The organism is Paraburkholderia sp. RL17-381-BIF-C, assembly GCF_046026435.1.
Classification (GTDB): domain Bacteria; phylum Pseudomonadota; class Gammaproteobacteria; order Burkholderiales; family Burkholderiaceae; genus Paraburkholderia.
The window spans coordinates 1-1,785 of record NZ_JARESX010000171.1; the positions used below are offsets into that span (position 1 = coordinate 1).

A 1,785-nucleotide genomic window follows, 5' to 3' on the forward strand; every position below is an offset into this window, starting at 1 on the left:
GCGCCTGCCGAACCGACTGACACTTCACCGTTAGCGGTCGATGCCGTACCCGAGAGCGTGCCCGTGCCCGGGTTGTAACCCGCGGCCGACAGGTTCGCCATCGTCGTCGCTGCGTTGCCCAACGCCACCGAGTTGACCGCTGAGGCCACAGCGTTCGTGCCGATCGCCGTCCCATTCGCACCGCTAACCATGGCACCACCACCAATTGCCGTGCCCAGCGCAGCCGAAACCTTCGCGTTCGTGCCAACCGCAACGCCCCAACTCGACAGCGAAGTATCAGCACCATTGCCCAGAGAAACGGATTTGTCAGCCGCCTTCGAATCTCCGCCGATGGCAATCGAATTGTTCGCGCCGGTTACATTCTGCGCGTTGTTACCGATCGCAATACTGGCCGCCCCCGCTGCCGTCGCACTGTCACCCATCGCAACCGACGAACCGCCAAGCGACGACGCCTTGTCACCGATCGCCACGGAGTTCGTTCCCGTTGCCGACGAGTCCGCCGCCGTCGAGTTCGCGTGGAAGTACTTGATGCCCGAACCGCTGGTGATGTTATTCACCGTGTTGTTGATGTTCGTGACGCTCGTGCTCAGGTTGTTCACGTTGTTATTCACCGTGTTCACCTTTGCGTCTTCCGACATCAACTGGCTCACGTTCACCGCGTCCGTGGCCGCCGAACCGGCCGCCACGTTCGTGATGCGACGCTCCTTGCCTGCTGAGCCCACCGACACTTCACCGTTGGCCGCCGAAGCAATACCCGAGAGCGTTGCCGAGCCCGGGTTGTAACCCGCTGCCGATAGGTTCGCTGTCGTCGTCGAGCCCTGCCCGAGCGCCACCGAATTGGCCGCCGTTGCCTTTGCGTTATAGCCGAACGCCGACGAATTCGCGCCCGTCGCAGACGAATATCCACCAATCGCGCTAGAACCCACAGCATTGGCCGAAGAAGCGTAGCCCATCGCCGTCGCTGCGCTGACACCTGCTCCGCTCGCTATCGATGATGCGCCGAATGCCATATCACCCGTGCCGCTTGCCGCCGCCGAGTTGCCCATCGCAATTGAGCTGCTGCCTGACGCAGTTGCCCGCGCACCGATCGCGACGCCTTGTGCGGCGCTTGAAGTCACGTTCGCCTGCGTGCCAATGGCAATCCCGTCCGAAGCCGCGGCGACCGTCTGATAACCCATCGTATTCGTGTAGGCACCCGAGGCCGTCGACGCCTGACCCATTGCCATTGCGCTCTGACCCGACGCCACCGCTGCGGGTCCAACCGCGACCGAGTTGGCGCCGGTCGTCGTCGAACTTGCGCCCAGTGCCACCGAGTTCCCCGCCGTCGCACTCGCGGCGCCGCCCAACGCCACAGAATTGGCCCCGCTTGCGGTGGCGGTATAACCCATCGCGCTCGCTTGCGCTGCCACGGCCGTCGCGCCGTAACCCAAAGCGACAGCATTGGTGCCGGTCGCATTGGTATTGCCACCGAGTGCTGTATTGTGCCCCCAGTTTCCAGAAGTGCCGTCCGCCGTCGCACCGGCGCCGATCGCTGTGTTGTACGCGCCATCCCCACCGTAGGAGCTGTAAGCGCCTGCAGCCGAAGCGTTCTCCCCGATGGCGATCGACTTGGCACCGCCGCCGGTAACGGCATTGCCACCAATGGCTACGCTCTGAGCCGCGCCCGCGGACGAGTCCGCCGCCGTCGAGTTCACATGGAAATACTTGATACCACCACCGTTGGTGATGTTGGTGACGGTGGTGCTCAGGTTGGTCACGTTGCTATTAACCGTGTTCACCTTGGCG

Annotated in this window: 1 pseudogene; it reads right to left on the reverse strand. The window is 63.5% G+C overall.

Going from position 1 to position 1,785, the window contains the following annotated elements:
• Nucleotides 1-1,757: pseudogene (locus P0D70_RS36460) on the reverse strand (adhesin); the annotation flags it as partial.
• Nucleotides 1,758-1,785 lie beyond the last annotated feature (28 nt).